We start from the raw sequence: 7,280 nt of genomic DNA, 5'->3' as shown, positions 1-7,280 counted from the left end.
CGACCGCCACCAGTTCGGCCGCCCGCTCGCGGCCAACCAGCTGGTGCAAAAGAAGCTGGCCGACATGCAGACCGAAATCACGCTCGCCCTGCAGGGCTGCCTGCAACTGGGCCGCATGAAGGACGCCGGCACCGCCGCCGTTGAGATCACGTCGATGATGAAGCGTAACTCGTGCGGCAAGTCGCTCGACATCGCCCGGGTCGCGCGCGACATGTTGGGTGGCAACGGCATCTCGGACGAGTTCGGCGTCATCCGCCACATGATCAACCTCGAGGTCGTCAACACCTACGAGGGCACGCACGACATCCACGCGCTGATTTTGGGCCGCGCCCAGACCGGCATCCAGGCGTTCCAGTGATCCTTGCCTAGCTAGAAATCGGGGCGGCGCCAAACGCGCGCCGCCATCCGATTTCACGATGTATCCCTCAAGCAACACTCATGTTGTTTGTTTATCCCTTTTTTTACGTCCTATTTCACGCCTCCGCCCCTGTGAGCGCCGCAAAAAAGCGGTGGTGTGCCGCGCCAGCCGCGCCCGTTCGCTTGGTGATAATGTGTGACATTTCAAATCGAAGCGTGCTACTGTCGAATCGTGTCGGCAAGCAAGGTAGGGCAGAATGCGCTGCTTATCATCATTTTTGTGCTGTCTATTTTTTGGCACCGGACTTGCCCAGGCCGCTGGACTGGCGCAGCCCGCCGAACGCGCGTACGGGCGCGTCCAATTCGCACCGCAAGAAGTCCGCTCGCAGGCGCTGACGCAGCTAAAAACGCTGGCGCCGTCCGATCCGCTGCGCGCCGACTGGCTGGCCGTGGCCGGCGATACCGCATGCGTGTTGTCGCTCGGGGCCGAGGCGGTCAAGTGGTCGACCGAGGGCCTGGCCATGCCCAATCTGACAAATCGGCAAACGCACCGCCTCACCATGGCCCGCACCTGCGGCTCGACCGCCAGCGGCGAAAGCGCCGCCATGCTGGCCATGCTCGACCGGGTACTGCAGGCGACGGCGCCCTCGGATAATGCGGCACTGGCCGATATACACGCCGCGCGCGGAGTGCTCTACAACACGCTGGAAAACTACGAAACCTCGCTCGACGAGTTGTACAAGGCATTGCGCATCGCGCCGTTGAAGGATGCGCGCACCATCCGCGCCGACGTGCTCGTGTCGATCGCCTATGTGCAGCACCAGAGCAATGCGTTCGACGAGGCCGAACAGAACTTCCGCGCCGCGCTCGACAATCTGCGCGGGCAGCCGCCCTCGGTCAGGCTCAGCATCGCGCAATTCAGGCTCGCCTCGCTCAATATCAAGCGCGGCGTGCGCGAAGAGGAGGCAAAAATACTGATGCGCGACTCGCGCGAGACGGCGCAGAAAGTCGGGGATCTGCAGGGGGTGGCCTACAGCGACTACGGATTGGGGAAGCTGGCGTTCCGGCACAACGATCTGGCGGCCGCGGAGCGCTATATGAACGCCGCAAAACCCGTGTTCGAAAGCGCCGGCGACCAGCAGACCGTCGGCTGGGTCCACCTTTACCTCGGGCGCATGGGGCTGGCGAACAAGCGCTACCCGCAAGCCTTGGCGGCGGCCAACAGCGCCTTTGCGTCGAGCGTGAAGATCAAGGACGAGACCCTGGAGCGCACATCGCTCGAGTTGCGCAGCAAGATCAAGGCGGCGACCGGGAACAAGGACGGCGCCTACGACGACTTGTTATTGTCAAAAAATATGAACGAGAAGATCGTGGAGCGGCAGCAGAGAAAGATCGTGCTTGATCTGCAGTCGCGTTTCGATATTCAAAAGCAAAGCCAGGACAATATCATCCTCAAGCAGAAGGGCGCCCTGCAGGAGGCCGAGCTTGTGAGGCGGCGCCAGCAGCAGGAGGTGTATCTCGCGGCCACGGTCGCCCTCGCGTTCGCCTTGATCGCCGCTGTGCTGGCGTGGTGGCACCGGATCCGCCACGGCGCGATCCTCAAAAGAATGGCCGAAACCGATGTGCTGACCGGCCTGGTCAACCGGCGCTGCCTGATGGAGCGCATGGCGCGCGAATTCGCGCGTTCGCGCCGCCACCATCTCGACCTGACCATGGCGGTGATCGATATCGATTTCTTCAAAAAGGTCAACGACACCTATGGGCACCATGCCGGTGACGAGGTTCTGCGCGAGCTCGCCCGCACCGCGCTGCAGGGCTTGCGCATCGACGACGTGCTGGCGCGCCTTGGCGGCGAGGAATTCGTGCTCATGATGCCGCACACCGATCAACAAGGTGCGCTGATCGTCATCGACCGCATCCGCACCCGCATCCTGCAGATGAACTGCCCCTTGCTGCAAGGCGCTGCGCTGCCGACCTTCAGCGCCGGTCTGGCCGTGATGTCGGCCGGTGACGCCTCGGCCGACGGCATGCTCGAGCGCGCCGACCTGGCCTTGTATGCGGCCAAGGAAAAAGGTCGCAACCGCACCGAGATCGCCGCGTCCGCGGGCTAGCCGCACAGCCTCCTAGCCGCACAGCCTCCTAGCCGCGCCAGTTCGGAAAGCGCGGCAGGCCGTTGAAGTGGGCCATGTCGTGGCTCGGCCAGAGGTCCGCATTCTCCTGCCGCGCGAGCGACTTGAGCTTACGGATGCTGGCGAGCGCCAGCGCCTCGTTGTCTTCCCAGCAGTAGCCGGGGGCGACCTCGTCGCGCAGGTTCTCAAACAGGTCGGCGGCGTCGCCGCAAATGATCACCGGCGCGCCCTTGGGCAGTTCGACCAGCAGCGACATGTGGCCGGCCGAATGGCCCGGGCTGGCGAGCGCGTGGACGCCCGGCGCGACCGTGTACTCGCCGGTTTTGAGTTCCCAGCGGCCGCTGTCGGCCCATTCGTCGGCAAACACGCCGTCGTCCTTGCCGTTGCGCGCCGCGTCGATTTCGTCGGCATGGATATGCACCTCGCAGCCCGGAAAGTCGCACACGCCGCCGGCGTGGTCGAAGTGCAGGTGGCCCAAAAAAATGAGGTCGATGTCGGCCGGGCGCAGGCCGAGGCGCGCCAGATAGCGCGGAATGCGCTGCTCCGGGGTCATCAGGGGCGGGTCGAACTGCGCGCGCATCGGCGCGAAGAATTTTTCGGCCAGGGCGGGGTCGGCCAGCTTGCCGTAGTCGCAGCCGGCGTCGTACAAAATGCGGCCGTTCGGGGTCTCGATCAGGTACGCCAGAATCGGCGCCTCGATCCATTGCCCGTGGCCGCGCCCGCGCGTCGACACCGTTTTCTCGTAGCGGTGGGTGCCCGTCAGCAGGGGCCAGAGTTTCAAGGCGCGTGCCGTCATGGCGCTGCTAGGCTAGTTCGCGCAGCGCCGCTTCGAGCACGTCGAGGCCCTCATCGAGCAACGCGTCGCCGATGGTTAGCGGGAACAGGAAGCGGATCACATTGCCATAGGTGCCGCAGGTGAGCAGCAGCAGGCCCTTTTGCAGCGCCCGCGTTTGCACCAGTTTGGTAAAGTCCGGGTCCGGCTCGCGCGTGCCGGGCTTCATGAACTCGAGCGCGACCATCGCGCCGAGGCCGCGCACGTCGCCGATCTGCGCCACGCCGCCGTCACGCATGGCGCGCAGTCGCTGCTGCAGCCGTTCGCCCAGGGTGGCCGCGCGCGCCACCAGTTGTTCTTCCTCGATCACGTCGAGCACCGCCAGCGCCGAGGCGACCGCCAGCGCGTTGCCGGCGTAGGTGCCGCCAAGGCCGCCCGGCGCCGGCGCGTCCATGATCTCGGCGCGCCCGCACACGGCCGACAGCGGCATGCCGCCGGCCAGGCTCTTGGCCATCGTGGTCAGGTCGGCCAGCACGTCGTAGTGCTCCATCGCGAACAGCTTGCCGGTGCGGCCAAAGCCCGTTTGCACCTCGTCGGCGATCAGCAAAATGCCGTGCTCGTCGCAGATGGCGCGCAGCGCGCGCATGAACGCGGGCGGCGCCGCATAAAAGCCGCCTTCGCCCTGCACCGGTTCGAGGATGATCGCGGCCACCCGTTTCGGGTCGACCGAGGACTTGAACAGCATGTGCAGCGCGCCGAGCGAATCGTCGATGCCGACGCCGTGCAGGTCGATGGGGAAGGGCGCGTGGTAGACGTCGCCCGGGAAGGGACCGAAGCCGAGTTTGTACGGCGCGACCTTGCCCGTCAGCGCCATGCCCATGAAGGTGCGTCCATGGAAGCCGCCCGAGAACGCGATCACGGCGCTGCGGCCGGTCGCCGCGCGCGCGATCTTGATCGCGTTCTCGACCGCTTCGGCCCCGGTCGAGAACAAAGCGGTTTTTTTCGCATGCGTGCCCGGCGTGATCGCGTTGATCCGCTCGGCCAGTTCGATATAACTTTCGTACGGCACGATCTGGTAGCAGGTGTGGGTGAATTTGCCCAGTTGCTGTTCGATCGCCGCGACCACTTTTGGGTGGCGGTGCCCCGTGTTGAGCACCGCGATGCCACCCGCGAAATCGATGTAGCGGCGGTTCTCCACGTCCCAGATCTCGGCGTTGCTGGCGTGCGAGGCATAGAACTGGCACATCACCCCCACGCCGCGCGGCGTGGCTTGTTCTTTGCGGCGCTGTAGGTCGGCGTTGCTCATCTCGTTGCTCATCTCGTTGTCCATCTCGTCGTCCTGTCTGATTTTTACATTCACGCCCGGATACTAGCGTGCGATTGGCCCTATACTCCAGATCCAATATCGAATTTTTGATGGGGCCACTTTGCTGACCGCCACGCTCTCCGATTATCTTTTGCAGCGGCTCGACCGCGGCCCGGGCAAACCCGTGAACCGCCAGATATACCGGCTGGTGCGCGCGGCGGTGCTCGACGGCGTGCTTAGCGAGGGGCTGCAGTTGCCCAGTTCACGCGACCTGGCGCGCCAGCTCAAGCTGTCGCGCAACACGGTGATCTACGCGTACGAACAACTGGTGGCCGAGGGATACCTTGCCAGCCGCGCTGGAGCCGGCACCTATATCGCCAGCACCGTGCCGGACCAATCGCCCGCGTTGGCGCCGCAGCCGCAGGCGCCGGCCGAGCGCGGCGCCAGCGTCGGCCTGTCGGCGCGCGGTGCGGCGCTGGTGGGCGGGGCCGGCGCGCACAGCGTGCAGTGGGGGGCTTTTTTGCCCGGGGTGCCCGACGTGACGCGCTTTCCGAATGTGATCTGGAACCGCCTGCACAGCACCCTGTGGCGGCGCTCGCGGCCCGAAATGCTGAGCTATTCGAGTGGCGGCGGCCACCTGCCGCTGCGCGAAGCGATCGCCGACTACCTGCGCGTGGCGCGCTCGGTCAACTGCCATGCGGGGCAGGTGATCATCACCGCCGGCATCCACCAGTCGGTCGACCTGGTGGCCAAGCTGCTGGCCGATCCGGGCGAGCGCGCCTGGGTCGAGGAGCCGTGCTATTGGGGCACGCACAACGTGCTCAACGCGCTCAACCTCGAGACGGTGCCGATTCCGGTCGACGCCGACGGCATGACCTTCGACGAGGCGAACCTGCGCCATCCGCCGCGGTTCATCTTTGTGACGCCGTCGCACCAATACCCTTTGGGTTCGGTCTTGAGCCTGTCGCGCCGCCGCAAGCTGCTCGAATTCGCCGCCGCCAACCAGGCCTGGGTCGTCGAAGACGACTACGACAGCGAGTTTCGCTACAACGGCAGGCCGCTGGCCGCCCTGCAGGGCATGGATGCGTGCGCGCGCGTGCTGTATCTTGGCTCGTTCAGCAAGACCCTGTTCCCGGGGCTGCGCATCGGCTATCTCGTGGTGCCCGAGGCGCTGGCCGGGGCGTTCGCCACCGGGGTGTCGGAGCTGTACCGGGGCGGGCAGGTGTTCACTCAGGCGGTGCTGGCCGAGTTTATGGACAAGGGCTATTTTTCGTCGCACATACGGCGCATGCGGATTTTGTATGCGCGGCGGCGCCAACTGCTGCAGGATGCGATTGGGGCCAACTTTGGCGACCGGCTCGCGATCGCCGGCGGCGACGCCGGATTGCACCTGACGCTGTTGTTGCCCGACGACTGCGACGACGTCGCCGTGAGCGCGCAGGCGCAGCAAGCGGGCATCATCGCGCGTGCATTGTCGCGCTACTACAAGCACAAGGGCGCCGCCAAAAAAGGCCTGCTGCTCGGTTATGCCGGCGTGCCCGATGAACTGATCGGGCCAGCCTTCGAGCGCCTCGCCGCGATCATCACCCGCCACCTTCCGTGAGCCATCGCGCAGGGAACCGACGGCGTTGGCAAAACCGCTGGGTGAGACGGCCCGTCCTTCGTTCCGGTCGCGTGTGGGCGTCTCGGCAGCCCGATCTGGAAAGCGTAGTTCGCAGATTGATTTTTTACGTAGCTATTTGCCTGCACGTTAAACCGGGGCTAAGGGAGCAATCCGTGCCGTCAATGATGCCAACCTAACAAAGCCGCCAAATAGGTTCGTCGTGGAGCACCCGATTTCAACCAGGACGAATAGGTGTGGTGGCCTACTACGTCCCACAGACACTGCAGCCGTTCGGACTCTATGCTAGCGGCGACACGGAGCCCTTCCGCGTGGTCAATCATTCCTATTGCAACAAGTGAATCGCAACGCATAATTTGATGTTCCGAACTCGTACGGCTCAATTTTTCTAGAGTCGGCAAAGCGGCCTTGCTCTTGAGATTACCCAGTGCGCCGATCGCATATCGACGGTGCAGCATGTTGGGATTTTCTACTTCTTTCGCGAGTAGTGAAACAACAGGCTCTCCTGCAAGGATCAACGGGTCCATCATCTGATCTTCAGCCACTTCACGTTCATAAAAACTCTTGAGCGCCAACTCGGGATTCTTGGGTATTCGTGAGAAAAGCATATTCGCCGTCAATGCGGCAAACGCGGCGAACACGAAGAGGAGAAGTACGATTGAAAATGCTATTTTTTTACTCTTCATGACTATCCTAACGAACGGTGAGCGGAACTCTATTGTTGGGATCGCGCTTCAAATCTTTCAGCAATTTGTTGTTGCCAAAAATTCCACCGCCGATATCGATACAGCCCGCAGATCCATCTAAGTACCCTCCGTGCAAATAGAAGCCTGTACGAAAGAAACGGTTAGTCCCAGGTAACGGATAGATCCGCGCTCTCCAGTCACCCCAGTCACCACCGCCTTCAGCAGGGGTATCTCTAAAGTTTCGACGCAAGTCTGCTATTAACGACGGGTCATCAATTTGGGAAGGAATAATTTCGTATGCTCCTCGTGGTATCGGCCCTTGATCGCTCAGCTGTTCATAATTACTGTTATTTTGGTGCTCCCCTCTGCCAGAGGTTGCTTTGATTGTTGGCGCCGACCGAATATTGAC

7 protein-coding genes are annotated in these 7,280 nt (G+C 63.3%); 3 read left to right on the top strand and 4 right to left on the bottom strand.

Going from position 1 to position 7,280, the window contains the following annotated elements; translation table 11 throughout:
• The coding region (locus C7C56_RS08130; protein WP_267874673.1) for an acyl-CoA dehydrogenase family protein at window positions 1–358 on the top strand (358 nt) is incomplete at its 5' end.
• 277 nt (window positions 359–635) lie between these two features.
• Complete coding sequence (locus tag C7C56_RS08125) at window positions 636–2,468, top strand: GGDEF domain-containing protein (protein ID WP_181373065.1); 1,833 nt, start codon at window positions 636–638, stop codon at window positions 2,466–2,468.
• A 28-nt stretch (window positions 2,469–2,496) separates the two neighbouring features.
• Here C7C56_RS08125 and C7C56_RS08120 read toward each other — a convergent pair whose 3' ends face one another.
• Both C7C56_RS08120 and gabT read right to left on the bottom strand, forming a co-directional pair.
• Window positions 2,497–3,267: an N-acyl homoserine lactonase family protein gene (locus tag C7C56_RS08120; protein ID WP_229458411.1), complete on the bottom strand. Its 771-nt coding sequence runs from the start codon at window positions 3,265–3,267 to the stop codon at window positions 2,497–2,499.
• Between the two features lie 22 nt (window positions 3,268–3,289).
• Complete coding sequence (gene gabT, locus C7C56_RS08115) at window positions 3,290–4,564, bottom strand: 4-aminobutyrate--2-oxoglutarate transaminase (RefSeq protein WP_106756940.1); 1,275 nt, start codon at window positions 4,562–4,564, stop codon at window positions 3,290–3,292.
• Window positions 4,565–4,685: 121 nt separating this feature from the next.
• Between gabT and pdxR the strand changes: the two genes are divergently transcribed.
• On the top strand, window positions 4,686–6,167 hold the full coding sequence (gene pdxR, locus C7C56_RS08110; RefSeq protein ID WP_106756937.1) for a MocR-like pyridoxine biosynthesis transcription factor PdxR: 1,482 nt from the start codon (window positions 4,686–4,688) through the stop codon (window positions 6,165–6,167).
• Window positions 6,168–6,346: 179 nt separating this feature from the next.
• Here pdxR and C7C56_RS28020 read toward each other — a convergent pair whose 3' ends face one another.
• Both C7C56_RS28020 and C7C56_RS08105 read right to left on the bottom strand, forming a co-directional pair.
• Window positions 6,347–6,871 (bottom strand): hypothetical protein, encoded by a 525-nt coding sequence (locus tag C7C56_RS28020; protein WP_146204342.1) that lies wholly within the window; start codon window positions 6,869–6,871, stop codon window positions 6,347–6,349.
• A gap of 7 nt (window positions 6,872–6,878) precedes the next feature.
• On the bottom strand, window positions 6,879–7,280 hold a 402-nt coding region (locus C7C56_RS08105), incomplete at its 5' end, for a tlde1 domain-containing protein (RefSeq protein ID WP_146204341.1).

It is taken from the genome of Massilia glaciei (genome assembly GCF_003011895.2).
GTDB lineage: Bacteria > Pseudomonadota > Gammaproteobacteria > Burkholderiales > Burkholderiaceae_D > Telluria_A > Telluria_A glaciei.
This window is presented reverse-complemented; position numbering and strand designations above follow the sequence as displayed.